Below are 16,997 nucleotides of genomic sequence, written 5' to 3'. Positions count from 1 at the left end.
TTTGCTTCTGCTGTTCCAAGCCGACCGGATCAGACGTGGACCTGCGTCTGGGCGTGGCTGTTGTCGATGATCATCTTGATCACGTCGTCGCCGGCCGTGAGGTTGCCGCCGGTGTCCTTGATCGTCGCGACGTTGGTCCAGCCGGAGCCGGCGTTGATCTGCAGCGTCAGGTCGCCGTTGTTCAGCACGCCGCTGCCGTTGGCGGAGGCCAGGCTGGTGTGCCCGCCGCTGTCGACGAAGCGCACCGCGTCGGCATGGTTGCCGGACACGCTGGCCAAGAGGCCCGAGAGGTCGATGACGTCGCCGGATGTGCCGGTCTGGAAGTCCAGGATGGTGTCGAGCCCGCCGCCGGCGAGATCACCGGCGTTCCACTTGAACGTGTCCGATCCGCCATTGCCGGTCAGCTTATCCGAGCCGGCGCCGCCGATCAGGACGTCGTTGCTCGAGGAACCGTTGATGACGTCGTCATAGGCCGAGCCGATGACGCCTTCCATGTTCTTGTAGGTGTCCTGGCCGATCCCGGACAAGGTCGGGCCGGTAGTGTTGCTGCTGCTCTGCGTCAGCGTGAAGGTGATGCCGGCCGTCGCATCCGAGAAGTCGAGCAGGTCGATCCCTGCCCCGCCATCGATGGTGTCGTTGCCGCCGCCGCCGCGGATGATGTCGTCGCCATCGCCGCCATTGATCGCGTTGACAGCACTGCTGCCGATAAGGATGTCGTCGCCCGAGCCGCCGGTCACGCGCTCGATATTGGCGATCGAGCTGAAGCCGGTGGCCGTGCCGGCGCCGAGATTGACCGTCACGTCCTCGCTGGTGATGTAGGTCAGGGTATCGCTGCTGCTGCTGCCGAGATCGGCGGTCACGGCCTCGATATTGCTGAGCTTGGTTCCGTTGACGTCGGTGATCACGCCGCCGGCAACCGTGACATAGATCAGATCCTGGGACGACGTCCCCTCGATGACGAACGTGTCGGTGCCGATGCCGCCGTCGACGGTGTCGACGCCGTCGTTGACGCCCCAATAGAAGGTGTCGTTGCCGGAGCCGCCGATGGTGACGTCGTTGCCGCTGCCGCCCCGGATGGAGTCGTTGCCGGCGCCGCCGTTGATGTAGTCGTTGCCGGCGCCGCCGAGCAGCGTGTCGTTGCCGCCGAGGCCGTAGATGCCGTCGTCGTCGGCACCGCCGTTGAAGTTGTTGCCGCCGCTCGACCCGATCATCACGTCGTAGCCGTTGTTGGCATTGGCCTCGAGCGGGTTGTCGACCGTGGCGGTGATCGCGTCGCCGTCGTTGGCGCTGTAGCCGGACAGCCACGGGGCTGAACCGACCACCCACGACTTGTCCGACAGCGAGTTGATGGTGAGGTTGAGCGCACCATTGTCGAGCGCATTGAAGGCCAGATAGGTCGATACGGACGATACCGAGTCGGTGGCCGTGACCTTGTAGACATACAGGCCCGCGTCGTTGTTGCTCGGATCTCCGGTGAACTGATTGCCGGTCCGGTGGATCCAGCTGTCGTCGCCGGTCGAGCTGTAGACGAGGCTGTAGGTGTAGGTGACCGTCCCCATTCCGCCCGAGAACAGCGTCGCCGCGTCCAGGCTGACCACGTTCGGCGAGTCGCTGTTCTTCGACAGCGCATAGCGTCCGTCGGCGCTCGTGGTGTCCACCACGGCCAGCGGCGCGGGCTCATTCGTGCCGCTGATGGTCACGTCGATGACCTGGCTGGCCGTGCCGTCGACCGACTTCACCGTCAGCGTGTCATGCTTGACGTCGCCATTGTTGAGCGCCTGCACGTTGGCAGCCGAATTGTTCAGCGTATAGCCCCAGTCGCCTGTCACCGCATTGAAGATGAAGGTGCCATACGTCCCCGCCAGCGAAGCCGGCGTCTGGAACTGGGCTTCTCCGCTATCGACGTCGGTGACCGTCAGGGTCCCGCCTGCCGTCAGCGTGCCGTCCTCCTTGACCGCACCGCTTGCCATGCCCGCGATCGACGCCGCATCGTTGACGCCGTTCACCGTAACGGTGACGGTCTGCATCGTCGTCCCGCCGTGACCGTCATCGATCTTCACCGTATAGGTCTGATCGATATGGTCGCTGGCGCGCAGCGACTGGATGTCGGCGTCATTGACGGCGAACGTCCAGTTCACCTTGTGGCCGGTATTGTCGACCGTGGCGCTGAACGAGCCGTAGTAGTTGCTGCCGGCCGGTGTCGTGTAGGTCACGGTCTGGGCATCGCCGTCCACGTCGGTGAAGGCGATCGCGCCGGACGCCTGCTCCACTCCCGGTGTCACGACCGTGCTGGGCTGCACCGAGATGTCGTCGATGACGGCGCCGCCGCCGCTCGCGAACTTGATGGTGGTCGACGTCGAGGTCGCGGTGAACTGGTAGGTCTGCTCCGTCCAGCCAAAGTTCCAGGCGCTCGTCGTCAGAAGGGTTGTTCCATCAACGGCTGATGTCACGGCCGTGCCGTAGGTCATCACGTAGAAGTCGACGGTATAGGTCACGCCGACGACGGTGCTGATGGTCTGGCTCATCGAGCTCGATGCGCCGTAGAAATCGGCCGAGCCGCCGTCCGTGCGGCCGCCCACGACGGTGACGGCATGGGCGCCCCCGACCGTCCACGCATCCAGCGTGTAGAAGTTGCCGTTGTAGTAGCCGAACGAGCCGTTCTGGATCAGGTTGCCGCTCGGCGCCGCATAGGAGGCGTCCTCCGTGACGCTTGCCGTGGTCGTTCCCGCCCCGAAGGTCGGCGCGTGGTTCGGCGCCGTGACCGAGCCGGTCTGGCCGCTGGTCACGTTCTCGGCAAAGCCCTGGCCGTCGGTGTAGGTGACGTTGGCCGAGATCTTGTGGCCGACGTCGTTGGAGCCCAGCGTGTAGGTCGAGCCCGTCGCGCCGTTGATGACGGCGCCGTCGCGCAGCCAGTGATAGACGACGTTCGACGCGGCACCATCCGGATCGCTGCCGAGATTGGCGGTCAGCGTCTGACCTTGCGTCGCCGTGCCCGACACCGTCACGCTCGCAGCGCCGTCATTGACCGGCGTGATGGTCAGCGTGAAGGCGTCCGAGACGGCATATTCGCCGTCGCTGGCGTAGACCGTGACGTTGACCGTGCCTGCGAAATTGGCCGGCGGGGTGCCGCTGAAGGTGCCGGTCGTGGCGTCGAAGTGCAACCACGCCGGCAGGTTGCTGCCGTCGCTGAGGTTCGCCGACAGCGTCAGCGGGTTCGCGGTGCCATCGAAGCGGCCATCGACATCGGCAAACGTGTTCGACGGGATGGTGAAGCTGAACGGCTGATCTTCGGCCGAGCTGCGGTCCGCCAGCGCGTTCTGCAGGGTCGGCGCGTCATTGTTGCCGATGATCTGGATCGTCACCGTCTTGGCGGTGCCGTCCTCGGTGTAGACGGTGAAGCTGTCGGTCAGCGTGGTCTCGCCTTCCTTCAGCGCCTGGATTCTCGGGTCGTTGTTATAGATGCCGTAGGTCCACCTGCCATCGCTGCCGATGTCGTACCAGCCGTAGCCGTTGGCCGTGTTCGAGGACGTCGCCTGCCACACATCGTTGTGCCCGTCGACGTCGGTCGCATTGAGGTCGCCGCGGGCGATGCCGTAGAGCGGGCTGCTCTGGCTGTTGGCGATGCCGCCCTCCTCGGCGACGGTGCCGGTGGCGTCACCGCTGATCACGGCCGCGTCGTTGACGCCGGTGACCGTGATCTTGAGCGTCGCGGTGTTCGACACCGCGCCCGACGGATCCTTGTCGGTATAGGTGAAGGTGTCCACCGCGGGCACGCCCGCCGCCAGCGCATCGGCCTTGTCGGCGACATAGGTGTAGGAGCCGTCCGAATTCAGCGTCAGATGGCCGTAGGCGCCCTCGATCGAGGTGCCGACGCCCGCCCCCTGCGTCACGCTGCCGGTGCCAGCCACGACGCCGGACACGACGAGCGAGCTGACGGGGTTGTCGACGTCGCTGTCGGCCACCGAGCCGCCGGTCGAGCCGCGGATGACGCCGTTCGCCGCCGAGATGTTGAGGCTGCCATCCTCCAGCACCGCATGGGTGTCGGAGTTCGCCACCGGCGGGTGGTTGGCGGGGATGACCTCGACGCTGACGGTCTGGGTGGCACTCAGATTGCCGCCGCCGACATTGCCGTTGTCGTTGATGGTGATCGTGACCGACCCCGGATGGTCGCTGTTCGGGGTGAAGACGGCAGAGGCCAGATAGGTGTTCAGATCGCTGATCTTGAACCCGCTCATCGAGAGCGTCTGTTCAGCGTTGAAGACGCCGAGCGACGGAATGGACAACGTGCCGCCGGAGATGTCGAACCTCACGGACTCGACGACATCGCCGTCCGCGTCGGAGAAGGTGATCGCGTTCGCTCCGGTGAAAGCGAACGAGGCGCCTTCGTTGGCCGTCACATGCGTCGGGGCATGGATCTCCGGCGCATCGTTGACGGGCGCCACGTTGATCGTCAGCGTGCCGGTGTCCGTCTGTCCGGCCGCATCACGCACCGTGTAATCCACGGTATCCGCGCCATAGAAGTCGGCCTTGGGCTTGTAGACATAGGTGCCGTCGGCATTGAAATGGATCGTGCCGCCCTTGGCCGTCGTGAAGTCACCCGCCACCACGCTCAGCGTGTCGCCCGTATCCGGGTCGCGGTCGTTGTGCAGAACGCCCTGCACCGGATTGGACACGGTCAGCGTCGTGTCCTCGTTCACGCTGGCCGTGTCATCTACGGCCGTGGGAGCATCCTCGATCGGGTTGATGTTGATCGTGATCGTCTGCGTCGCGCTCAGATTGCCGCCGCCGACATTGCCGTTGTCGTTGATGGTGATCGTGACCGATCCCGTCGCGTCGTTGTCGGCTGATGGCGTGAACACCGCCGACGCCAGATAGGTGTTCAGGTCGCTGATCTTGAACCCGCTCATCGAGAGCGTCTGGCTGGCGTTGTAGACGCCGAGAGACGGTATCGCGAACGTGCCGCCGGAGATGTCGAACCTCACGGACTCGACGACATCGCCGTCCGCATCGGAGAAGGAGAACGCGTTCGCGCCGGTGAAGGCGAATGGCGTATCCTCGTTCGTCGTCACCTGCGTCGGCGCATGGATCTGCGGCGCGTCGTTGACCGGGGTCACCGTGACATCGATCGTCTGCAGTGCGGTGTTGACGACGTCGGTGTGGACGTTGCCTTCCGACAACGTAGCCTGGTCGGTAACCTCCGCGACCACCGACAGCGAGAACGTGCCGTTGTAATTCGCGGGCGGCGTGATCTGCAGCGGATGGCTGTCGAACGCGGCGATCGCGGCGGCGCTGTCGATCACCCACTTGCCGGCGTCAGCGCCGGTTCCGGCATGGCCGACCGAGAAGGTCGCGCCGGCCGGATAACCTGTAATAAGCAGCCGCAGGCTTTCGGAGCCGTCGGTGTCGGTGACGGCGGCACTGATGAGCTTCAGGTTGATCGTGGTGTCCTCGGCACCCGAGGCCGGGCCGAGATCCATGAAGCCCAGCGTCAGCGCGTCCGCCTTCGGTGCGACGTCGACCGTGACATGCGCGGTCGCGGTCCCGCCATCGCCGTCGCTGACCGTGTAATCGAAGCCGGCAACGCCCGAGAAGTTCTTGTCCGGCGTGAACACCGGATTGCCGTTGGAGAGCGAAACGGTGCCGTGCGTTGCGTTCGACACGCCGCTGACGGTCAAGGTGTTGTTGTCGACGTCGGTGTCGTTGTTGAGCAGGCTGAGCAGCGCGTTGACCGTGAGCGGGCTGTCCTCGCTCGCTTGCACCGCGTCGTCATGAGCCACCGGCGGCGTGTTGAAGACGCCGGTCAGCGTGCGCGTGCCGTCGGTGAATGCAAAGCTCTCATAGTTCGTGAACGTATCGGTCAGGCCGTTGTGGGTGACCTGCACGCCGATCAGCGTCACGCCGTCGGTGGCGAACACCTTGGTGTAGGTCGCCTCGGCGAACTTGAAGCCGAACTTCACGGTGTCGGTGTCAGATCCGCCGTCGGACACAACGCTGGTGTTGCCGGCAAACCGGAAGAGATCCAGCGTGTCGCTGCCGGAGCCACCGTTGAACACGATGGTCGACGGCGCGATCGCGGTGCCGCTGATATCGGTGATCGTCACCGTGTCGCTGGCAGTGCCGCCGGTGATCGTGATGCGCTCGATCTCGTCGGCGCGGATGGTCGCTCCGTTCGGACCGTCATAGCGCACCAGAATGTCGGTGGCGTTGCTGGCGGAGGGATCGTTCAGCGTCGGATTGATCTCGGTGCCGGTCGAGGTCTTGCCGATGGTGAAATTGCGCGCATTTCCATCGCCCGTGATCGCGAGCACGTCGTAGTTCGGAAAGGTCGTGCCAGACTCCGAGCCGCCGTCGATGACGTCGCTGCCGTCGCCCACCGTGTAGAGGAAGGTGTCGTTGCCGGCGCCGCCGAACAGCCGGTCGCCACCTCCTCCGCCGATGATGATGTCGTTGCCGGCGCCGCCATACAGGACATCGCCGCCCACGCCGTTGCCGCCGACCAGAATGTCGTCGCCATTTGAGCCGTGGGCCTCGGTCACGCCGCCGAGCTTGTCGGTGCCGACCACCTTGTCGGTCACCGCGGCGCGGTCGGTCACGCTGTGAGCCCCGACCGTCTCGCCGAGGACCGTCGCCGAGGTATCGCCGAGATTGACGAACACCGGCGAGTTCGGCGCGTCATAGCGAGTCGTCGTCACCGTGCCGGCAGCATCGACCCGGACGGTGAAATTGTTGGTGAAGACGTCATGGTCGCGATCCTCGACCGCGAAGGCGAAATTGATGTCGAGATACTGGTCGGCCGCGCTCGAGGTCCCGATCGGCGCGGGGTGATCGAGCGGCTGCAGCAAGGTGAAGTTGTAGGAGCCGGTGCCGGCCTCGGACAGCGTCACCGTGAAGACCGCGGCATCAGCCGCGTTGCCGGTCACCAGACCATTCTGGCCGATGTAGCTGCCACCGCTCATGCGATAGGCGGTCAGCGTGGTGTGATCGGCCGACATGACGTAGGTCAGACCGAAGCCGAGCGAGGTCAGCCCGGAGAGCTGGTGGTTGGCCGCATCGTAGGCGCGCACTGGCGACGCGCCGAGGAACGTCACCGACGGACCGGAGCTGTCGCCATCGGCTCCATAGGTGATGCGCAGATCGACCGCGCCGGTCGAGACGCTGCCGGCTGCCTCCGAGATCGCGACGGTGTCGACGTCCTGCGACTGCGGGCTGTCATCGTTGACGGTGATGATGATCTGATCGTGCAGCGCAACGGAATCGCCGTCGGAATCGGTGGCGGTCACCGCCGTCGACAGGTCGAGCGTCAGCGTGTTGTCATGGCCGGTGCCGACATGGTCCAGCGCGCCCTTCAGACGGAACGAATACTGGCCGGTGTTGGCATCGACCTGGAACTCGAAGATCGTGACGCTGCCAGCCTTGGCGATCAGCGTGTTGTCGACCCCGATGCTGTAGGTCAGCGCCACGCCGCCCGACGTCAGCGACAGCAGCTCGGGCGCGAGGTTGGTCTTCTCGACCGTATAGGTGCCGGGCCTGTCGGCGCCGAACGACACCAGCGAGCTCAGATTGCCGGTGAAGTAGGAATCGTTGCCGTTGCCGTCGCCGTTGAGGTCGCCGCCATGGTTGCCGGTCGCGGTCACCACCGTTCCGTTCGGCAGCTCGCTCTCGTAGACCGCCGCTCTCAACACCGTCGCGGTCGCGACGGGGGTGTCGTCGTCGATCGTCACGGCGAATGATGAGCTGGCGCTGTCGCCATCCGCATCGGTGGCGGTGAAGCCGAAGGTCAGCTTGACGTCGTTCTCGTTCTGGCCGGCCGGATGATCGACGTGCTTCAGCAGCGTGAAGCTGTAGCTGCCTGCACCGGAATCATCGAGCGAGACCTTGAACACCTGGCTGGCCACCGACGGCGGGTTGCCGTTGGTCGGATTGCTGCCGGTGTAGCCATAGACCGTATTACCGACGACCCAGAGCTTGACCTGGACGCCCTCGACCGTCAGCGAGCCCGCGTCCGAAGTGGCGTTCTGGCCGTTGCTGATGCCGCTGAACGCGACCGCGCGGTTCACGCTGCCGCTGTTGTTGTCGTCGGCGCCCCAGGAGATCGCCAGCGAGCCGTTGGCCGTGACATTGGCACCGGCGACGTCGCCGGTGGCCGCTCCGGTGTTGCCGCCGGAAAGCCCATCCTCGTCGACGGTCCCGGCATCAGCCGTGCCGATCGCGGGCCGGCCGTTGTCGTCATTGATAGTGACGGTGAAGTTGCCGCCGGAGGCGGTATCGCCATCGGCATCGGTCGCGGTGAAGCCGAGCTTCAGCGACAGTGCATTGGTCTGGCCCGAGCCGACGTGATCGACATTGTCCAGGAGCTCGAAGGTGTAGCTGCCGGAGCCGTCGTCGGACAGCGTTATGTGGAACACCTTGCGGTCGTTCGTCGTGAGCTGGCCGCCATTGTCGTTGGCGACGCCCCAGATCTCGGTGTCCGACACGCGGATGAACTGCACCGCCGTGCCGTTCGACGTCAGCGTCGGGCTGCCTGCGCCGGTGGTCTTGACCACGTCGCCGGTATGGATCGCGCTATCGAACGCGACGCTGCGATTGGCCGCGCCCGAATTGTTGTCGTCCGCGCCCCAATTGATGTTGAGCGCGACATTGGCCGCGGTCTGGGTCTGGAACACCTCCGCCTCGGCGGATCCGGTGGTGTTCTCGGTCACCGTCGCTGCGGTCGGCGAACCGAGCATCGGCACGTCGTCCTTGACCGAGACGGTGAAGCTGTTGCTGGACGTGTCGCCGTCGCCATCGGTCGCCGTGAAGCTGAAGGACAGCTTGACGATGTTCTCGCCGCTGCCGGCGGGATGATCGAGGGTGCCGAGCAGCTTGAAGCTGTAGGAGCCGTCGTTCTGGTCGCTTAGCGACACTTCGAACACGCGGGTGCCGTGGGCGAGATCGCTGCCGGTGTAGCCGACCAGCACGCCATTCTCGAAGCTGTACTTCACCGTCTGGCCGTCCGACGTCAGCGCCAGGTTGCGGCCTGCGCTGTCCTCGGCGTCGACATTCGCGCCTGCACTCGTGTAGCGGAAGCTGACCGAGCGGTCGCCGAGCCCGCCGCCCGAGGTCTTGTTGCTGTCGTCGGAGCCCCAGCTGATGTTGAGGTCGCCGCTGACCGCGGTCGGCTCCTTGGAGGCATCGGTGCCGCCCGGCAGATCGTCCTCGTCGACGGTCCTGGCATCGCCGGCCGCCGCCACCGGCGCGGTGTCGAGCACCGTGACCTTGAAGCTGCTGGTGACGCTGTCGCTGTCGGAATCGGTGGCCTTGAAGCCGAACGTCAGCGGCAGGCTGTCATCGTTCTGGCCGGACGCCGGGTGGTCGATGTTGTCGTACAGCGTGAACTTGTAGCTTCCATCGCCGCTGTCGGACAACTGGACGGTGAAGACGGTGCGGTGATCCGCGGTGACCGCCGTCAGCAAGGTGCCGTCGCCGGAGATCGTGTAGCTGATCGCCGAGCCGTCGGAGGTCAGGCCCGTGGCGCCGGCGGCGGTCGTGAAGGCCACCGCGCGGTTGTGCCCGACACCCGTATTGTTGTCGTCGGCGCCCCAGGAGATGTCGAGGCGGCCGGTCTGGACCGTCGAGTTCGATGCATCCGGATGGCTGGTGTCGTAGCCGTCGGTCGGCAGGCTGGCCTCGCTGACGGTCTCGTCCTCGGCGCAGCCGACGGTCGGCACGTCGTCCGTCACCGCCACCGTGAAGCTGCTCGCGGCGCTGTCGCCATCGGAATCGGTGGCCTTGAAGCCGAAGCTCAGCGCCAGGCTGTCGGTGCCCGACTTGCCATGATCGAGGTTGTCGAGCAGCGTGAACTTGTAGCTGCCGTCGCCGTCATCGCTCAGCGTGACGGTGAAAACGGTGCGGTGATCGGTGGTGACCGCGCTCAGCGTGGTGCCGTCGGACGAGACCACATAGCTGACCGCATAGCCGCTCGACGTCAGCCCGTCCGGTGCGGTCGTGTTGAAGAACGCCACCGAGCGGTTGTTGGTCGCGCCGGAATCATTGTCGTCGGCGCCCCAGGAAATCGCGAGACGGCCGGTCTGCACCGTCGAGTACGGCGAATCCGGGAACAGGACGTCATAGAGATCGGTCGGCAGGTTGGCTTCGCTGACGGTCTCGCTCTCGGCGTGTCCGATCGTCGGGACGTCGTCGACCACGGTGACGGTGAACGTGCTGCTGCTCGAATCGCCGTCGGAATCGGTCGCGGTGTAATCGAAGGTCAGCTTGACGACGTTGCTCTCCTGCCCGGCCGGATGATCGAGATTGCCGAGCAGCTTGAAGGTGTAGGTGCCGGTGCCGTCGTCATCGAGCGAGACCTCGAACACGCGCTGACCGGAATTGAGGCTGTTGCCGGTGTAGCCGACCAGCGCGCCATGATCGAAGGCGTATTTCACCTGCTGACCGTCCGACGTCAGGCCACTGAGGCCGACGTCGCTGCCGTTGGTCACATGGACGTCGTCGGCGGCGTTGGACGTATTGGCGAAGCGAACCGAGCGATCGGCGGCGCCGCTGTCGTTGTTGTCGGCCCCCCATTTGATGTTGAGCGCGCCGGTCACCTGGGGATCGCGGCTGCCGCCATCGTGACCGCCGAAATCGTGACCGCCGAAATCGGGGCCGCAATCGCCACCGCCAGCGTTGAGATCAGCTTCGCTGATGCTCTTGGCCGTCCCGGTATGCGCCTCCGGGCTGTCGTCGTTGACGCTGACCTTGAACGTGCCGCTGACCTGGTCGCCGTCGGAATCCGTGGCGACGTATTTCAATGTCAGCGCGATGCTGTCCTCGGTGTTGGGCACCGGGTGGTCGAGATTGTCGAGCAGCGTGAAGCTGTAGGATCCGGAATCGAGGTCGGACAGCTTCACCGTGAACACGGCGGCATTGGCCTTGTTGCCGGTCCAGTTGCCGTTGCCGTCGATGTAATGCTGTCCATCGAAGCGGTAGGCCGTGATCAACGTGCCGCCTTCGCTGACGTCGTAGGTCAACGCGACGCCGTTCGAGGTCAGGTGCTGCGCGGCGAGCGTGGTGGTGGCGTCGGACGCGAAGGTGACGGCGCGGTCGCCGTTCACCGGGGACGCACCGGTGATCCCGACATTGCCGAGATTGTTGGCGCTGTCGCTGCCCCAGGAGATGCCGAGATCGCCCGTTGCGACGGTGTTCTGGCCGGGGACGTCGCCAGACCCGCCCGCGAGCCCGGTCGGGAGCCCGTCCTCATCGACCACGCCGGTCGCAATCTCCCGGTTCAGCACCGGCGCGTCGTCGTTGATCTTGACCGTGAAGGTGTCGGAGACCGCATCGCCATCCGAATCCGTGGCGACGAAGCCGAGGGTGAGCGTGACGTCGTCCTCGGTGTTGTGGGCCGGATGATCGATATTGTCGATCAGCGTGAAGCTGTAGGACCCCTGCCCCTGGTCGGACAGCGACACCGTGAACACCGCAGCCTTGGCCGGATCACCGGTGGCATGGCCCTCGCCGTCGACGTAGGTGTGATGCGCTTCATCGTAGCGGTAAGCGGTCAGCAGCGTGCCGTCGGGGGACACGGTGTAGGTCAGCGCGACGCCGTTCGACGTCAGATGCTGGCCGGTGAGCGTCGAGATCACGTCGGAGGCAAAGGTGACGGCGCGGTCGCCATTGACCGGCGTACCGTTGATGCCGCCGTCGACATGGCTGTTGGCACTGTCGGCGCCCCAACGGATGCCGAGGAAATCGGTCACCGTCAGATTGGCGCCGGCTGCGTCCTTGCCGTCCGAATAGGAGTTGCCGGGATTGCCGAGACCATCCTCGTCGACCACGGAGTAGCTGACGCGCTCTCCAAACACCGGAGCGTCGTCGTTGACCTCGACATTGAAGCTGCCGTGGATTGCGTCGCCGTCGGAATCGGTGGCGACGAAGCCGAAATACAGCCCTTGATTATCCTCGCTGCCGTGGACCGAATGATCGAGATTGCCGGTGAGATTGAACGTGTAGGAGCCCTGGTCCTGATCCGACAGCGAGACGGTGAACACCGTGGCGCTGGCGAGGTCCTCCGTCGGCTTGCCGTTCGCGTCGACATAGGTCTCGTGGGCGGCGTCGTAGCGATAGGCGGTCAGCAGCGTGCCGTTCTCGGAGACCTGATAGCTCAGCGCAATCCCGTTCGACGTCAGCCCCAGTTCCTCGAGCGAGGGAACGGTGTCGGCGGCGAAAGTGACGGCGCGATCACCCTTGACCGGGGCGCCATCGATGCCGCCGTCGACATGGCTGTTGGCGCTATCGGCACCCCACAGGATCGCGAGCGTCTTGGTCACCGTGAGATCGGCGCCGGCGACGTCGCTGCCTTGCGCATAGCTGTCGCCGGCATTGCCGAGTCCGTCCTCGTCGACCACGCCAGCGCTCGGCGCATCGCCGAACACCGGCGCGTCGTCGTTGACCTTCAGGGTGAAGCTGTCGGTGACTGCGTCACCGTCGGAATCGGTGGCGACGAAGCCGATGTTGAGCGTGATGTCGTCCTCGGTGCCGTGCACCGGGTGATCGAGATTGCCTTTCAGCTCGAACGTATAGGAGCCGTGATCCTGATCGGACAGCGCCACGGTGAACACCGTCGCGTGGGCCGAATCCGTCGGCTTGCCGTCTGCGCCGACATAGGTCTCGTGCTCGGCGTCATAGCGATAGGCGGTCAGCAGCGTGCCGTTCTCGGACACGACGTAGGTGAGACCGAAGCCGTTCGAGGTGAGATTCTGGGCGTCGAGCGTCGCCACCACGTCGGCCGCGAAGGTCACGGCGCGGTCGCCGTTGACCGGCGCGCCATCGATGCCGCCATCGACATGGCTGTTGGCGCTGTCGGCGCCCCAGCGAATGCCGAGCGTATCGGTGACCTTCAGGTCTTCGCCATAGGCGTCGCCGTCGTCCTTGTAGCTGTTGCCGGCGTTGCCGAGGCCGTCCTCGTCGACCACCGAATAGCTCGGCTTCTCGCCGAAGCTCGGTGCGTCGTCATTGACCTTCACCGTGAAGGTATCAGTGATGGCATCGCCATCGGAATCGGTCGCGACGAAGCCGATGTTGAGGGTGATGTCATCCTCGGTGCCGTGCACCGGGTGATCCAGGTTGCCCGACAGCGCGAAGGTATAGGAGCCATGGCCCTGGTCTGACAGCGACACCGTGAACACCACGGCGCCCGACAGGCCCTCGCCTTCCAGCGGCTTGCCGTTGGCGTCGACATAGGTCTCGTGCGCGGCATCATAGCGATAGGCGGTCAGCACGGTGCCGTTCCCCGACACCTCGTAGCGCAGGGCAAAGCCGTCTGAGGTCAGATCCTTTGCCTCGAGCGAGGCCGCCACGTTCGCGGCGAAGGTGACGGCGCGGTCGCCATTGACCGGCGTTCCGTTGATGCCGCCGTCGACATTGTTGTTGGCGTCGTCGGAGCCCCAGCGGATTCCGAGCGTATCCGTGACCGTCAGGTCTTCGCCATAGGCATCATGGCCGTCGGCGTAGCTGTTGCCGGCATTGCCGAGCCCGTCTTCGTCGACCACCGAATAGCTCGGCTTCTCGCCGAAGCTCGGGCCGTCATCCGCGACGTTGACGGTGAAGGCGCTGTTGACGGGGTCGCCGTCGGCGTCGGTCGCAACCACCTTGAAGGTCAGCGGCAGCGAGGCGTCGTTGGCGCCGTTGTGGTCGATATTGTCGGACAGCGTGAAGGTGGCGCTGCCGGAGCCGGTGTCGGACAGCGACACGGTGAAGATGGTGCGTGCGCCCTCACCCTCGCCTGCGGTCGCGATGATCTCGGTGCCGTTGGCCGACAGCGTGTAGGAGATGGCCTCGCCGTTCGAGGTCAGGCCCAGCGCCTGCAAGGTCGCGATCTCGGACGCATCGAACACCAGCGAGCGGTCGCCGTCGACCACGGTGCCGTTGGAGCCGCCATCGACCTTGCTGTTGCCGTTGTCGGCGCCCCAGCCGATGTTGAGGTCCACGCTCGCGGTGGTCGGCTCGAAGCCGTCGCCGCCCACGACCTTGCCGAAGAGCTCGCTCTCGCCGCCGCCTTCGCTTCCGCCGCCGGTGTGCTCGGCGACATTGATCGCCTCGACGGTGCCGGCGACCGGCGAATCGTCGTTGACGCCGATCACGATCGTCACCGGCGCGGTGTCGCCGCTGCCGTCGATGGCGATGACGTTGATGGTGAGATTCAGCGTGTCTTCGGTGCCGAAGACCGGATGATCGAGCGGCTGCAGCAGCGTGACCGTGTAGGTCCCCGCGATCGTCGAGTTGGCGTCGAGCGTGACGGTGAAGACCTGGTTGGCGACGATCGAGGGATCGCTGCCGATATAACCGATCAGCTCCGGCTGGCCGTTGACGGTGGTGATCGCAAAATGCACCTCCTGGCCGCCGGACGTCAGCCCGGCAAGACCAGGCTGTGACGCCGCGAACGCAAAGGCGCGGCCGATCACGTCGGTGCCGAAGTCGACGTTCAGCGAACCGGTGAAGCTCGTCACCGCGCCGCCAATGTCGCCGCTGCCGCCGGGCCGGCCTTCGGACAGGCCGTCCTCGTTGAGCACCACGCTGTCGGCAACGCCGGCGATTGGCGTCGGATTCGGCGTGACCGGGTTGTCGCCGAATTTGGTGGTGGAGTCCTCGGGTCCCAGCAGCCCGAGCGGCGTGCCGACGGTCAGCGGGTCGACCTTGAACGTCCCGAAGTTCGCGCCGGCAGGCACGCCGGGCGCACCGGGCGTACCCGCGGCGGGCAGCACCGACTGGTCGGTGGTGATCGGAAACAACTCGGCGAACTGATCGCCATTGATGATTCGGTCGGGGCCGACTTCGAAGCTGACGTCCTTCAGCGGGGCGCCGTTGGCGTCGAAAACCGGGTCGATCGAGACCGTCGACTGATTGTCGAACAGGATGATCAGGCGGTCGCCGATCTTGACGAAGGTCAGCCGCTCGCTGGCGATATCGCTGAAATCGATCTGGCTCTGGCCGTCGAGATGAATCGTAACGGCTTGGTTGCCCGGCGGTTTCCCGATCTTGAGGTGCTTGGCCGAGGCGCTGGATGGCTGCGTGGACGTGCCGGTCAACTGGGCCAGCAGGACAGGAGCATTCATGCGCCAAAACCTCCAAATATGGGGCGTTTTGGTGGCGCCCCATTTCTAATCGTTAAACTATTATTAAACGAGAATACGGGTCAATATTACCGGTTCTTGTTAATCGGACTTTAGGGACTTTGGGTAAATGCAGTCAAGTGCAGCGGCATTTATGAAGGGAAACAAGGCTGTGCCTATGCTTCCGTCCCCCGCGCGGCAGGGGCGGAACGACAAGAATAAATGGAGGCAGGGCCGGGAGAATTACTGCTAATTGGCAGTTATTCGATCACACAATACTTGGGGAACAACACGCACGCTGTTGGGAATAAAAGCTTGCCGCCATGAAACGGCCGAAATGGAACCGGCCTCTCGCGAATTATTTGCGAAAGGCAGGAACTATTCTTGAGGAGCGTCGAAGTCGCGGCAGATTGCCTCAGATGCGACTGACCACGCAGGCCACCGGTTCGTATTTGCGGAAATACAACAATGCCTGGTCACCGATGCCATCGAGCCACACGCCGCGGCCCGCATAGCGATAGCCGTCGCCCATCGGGACGAGACGGACCGGAATCGCACGGTGAGGATGGAGGTAGAGTTGCGCGGTAACGATCTCGCCCGGCGCGAGCACGGGACGAGAGCGCAGCACGTAGCTGCCGCCATTCTCGCAGGCGATCGAAAACGCAGCGCCCGGCAGCATCACCGCGTGAGCCTGTGCACCGCCGATGAATCCACCGATCGCCGACAAGGCCAATGCCCCGCAAACCATGACTTGCTTGATATTCACCGCAGCCCCCTGCTCGCCAGCTTCCCTGCGCGCATTAAGACCGCAAATGACCTCGGCTACAAGCCGTTCACCTGCGACATTCAGAGCAGCAGCGGCCGCCCCGGATTCCCGCCGCCGATGTCGGCCTCCGCCGCCGGCGTGACGTCGCTCTCGCTTTCGTGGTGCAGCCGCTCGGCATAGGGCGCAGCGAACAGGCTGACGCCGCGGTGATCGATGGCAAACAACGGCATGAAGGACTGCAGATCGCGGCCTTCCATCAGAGCGGCCCGCCGGTTGTCGAGCACGGACCATTTGCCGTCGAGCCGCACGGCGACGACGGCGTGATCCTGCCGCACGGCGAGGTCTCGGACCAGCAGCAGCTTGAGATCCGATTCGGGCGTCCCCGCCGCTAGCAGCAGCGCGTATTTGGCAATCGAGTAGTCTTCGCAGTCACCGAGTCCACTGCGCAAGGTCTGCAGTGGCGAACTCCAGACGTCCGGCAGGCCGTGTTGCTGATCGTCGCTGACGTAGCGCACCGCGTGGTTGACGCCACGATTGATCATTTCCGCGCGCGTGCGGCCGTCGCTCGCCGCAGACGCCGACCGGGTCAGCGCGACGAAGAGGCGCTCCGAGGCCGAGCAGCGCGCGTCATCGCGGTTGCAACGTTCGACCGAGATCCGCTCGCTCGCCATCGCCCCCTGAATGCCGCGCCACTTCACCCACAGCACACCCTCGGGTGCGCGGAACGTCATCAGGCCGAACGGCTCGTCGCTGGGAGTCGCGACCGCGGGTCCCTGCGGAGCGTCGCTGACTGATCCCGCAGGCCCGGCCGGGTCGGTCGATGCGACTTCCACAGCAGCGGAGGCGGAGCGACGCAGGCCGTCATGCTTGGCAAGCACGGCATTGATGGTGAAGAAACGGACGGGCGGTGGTACCGGCAGCGCGCCATCCGCAGTGCCTTGCGGAGATCTACGATTTGAAGTCTCGGCAAACGCAGCGCCGGCACAACCGGCCACGACCGACAACACAAGCGCAAGCCCCAGCGCGCGCGGGAGAACCCGCGCCCGATCGATCCGCAACATCAGTGACGCCCCGTATGCTCCGGGGCATCGGCCGACGTCATCGCGTCGATCCCTGTCCCGGTTGTTATCGGATCAGGGATAGGG

The 16,997-nt window shown here is 65.1% G+C and carries 3 protein-coding genes; all 3 read right to left on the bottom strand.

The window, feature by feature from the left end:
• Positions 1–29: 29 nt before the first annotated feature.
• The 3 genes from ACQR03_RS02130 to ACQR03_RS02120 all read right to left on the bottom strand — a co-directional run bounded on the left by ACQR03_RS02130 (position 30) and on the right by ACQR03_RS02120 (position 16,913).
• Entirely contained in the window at positions 30–15,089 is a 15,060-nt protein-coding gene (locus ACQR03_RS02130; RefSeq protein ID WP_434841508.1) for a VCBS domain-containing protein, read from the bottom strand.
• A gap of 412 nt (positions 15,090–15,501) precedes the next feature.
• Positions 15,502–15,813, bottom strand: coding sequence for a hypothetical protein (locus ACQR03_RS02125; RefSeq protein WP_315749503.1), 312 nt, complete (start codon positions 15,811–15,813; stop codon positions 15,502–15,504).
• 119 nt (positions 15,814–15,932) lie between these two features.
• Positions 15,933–16,913 carry a transglutaminase-like cysteine peptidase gene (locus ACQR03_RS02120; protein WP_434841509.1) on the bottom strand — a complete coding sequence of 327 codons (981 nt, stop codon included), beginning with the start codon at positions 16,911–16,913 and terminating at the stop codon, positions 15,933–15,935.
• Positions 16,914–16,997: the final 84 nt, after the last annotated feature.

This window comes from Bradyrhizobium sp. HKCCYLS3070, assembly GCF_051167575.1.
GTDB lineage: Bacteria > Pseudomonadota > Alphaproteobacteria > Rhizobiales > Xanthobacteraceae > Bradyrhizobium.
The sequence above is the reverse complement of the archived record's forward strand: the minus strand, read 5'-3'. Positions and strand labels throughout refer to the sequence as shown.

Bases quoted from the DNA above. Each gene is read 5' to 3' on its own strand.
- ACQR03_RS02120 (WP_434841509.1), bottom strand. From the start codon at position 16,913: ATGTTGCGGATCGATCGGGCGCGGGTTCTCCCGCGCGCGCTGGGGCTT.
- ACQR03_RS02130 (WP_434841508.1), bottom strand. From the start codon at position 15,089: ATGAATGCTCCTGTCCTGCTGGCCCAGTTGACCGGCACGTCCACGCAG.